The sequence below is a fragment of the Pseudomonas sp. HMSC066A08 genome (genome assembly GCF_001813025.1).
GTDB lineage: Bacteria > Pseudomonadota > Gammaproteobacteria > Pseudomonadales > Pseudomonadaceae > Pseudomonas > Pseudomonas aeruginosa.
In genome coordinates this window covers 1-208 of the sequence record NZ_KV811285.1, presented here as the reverse complement: position 1 = coordinate 208, position 208 = coordinate 1, and the positions used below count along the sequence as shown (strand labels likewise).

At 43.3% G+C, this 208-nt stretch carries 1 protein-coding gene; it reads right to left on the bottom strand.

The window, feature by feature from the left end:
* On the bottom strand, positions 1–208 hold a 208-nt coding region (locus tag HMPREF2886_RS33070; protein WP_139148398.1), incomplete at both ends, for a S1 RNA-binding domain-containing protein.

The following is a 208-nucleotide window of genomic DNA, read 5'->3' as shown; positions in this document are numbered from 1 at the left end:
CTGACCTTGATGTACAAGTTGCGCAATATCACGAACATTAAATTTTTTCTGCTCTTCACCCGCGATACATTCCGTGTGAGGCATAATATCAGAAGCATGTAAAAAAGCGGCTTTCTCAAGCCCAATGTCAATAAATGCAGCTTGCATCCCAGGTAATACACGACTTACCCGACCTTTGTAGATGTTTCCGACAAGACCTCGTTTGGCT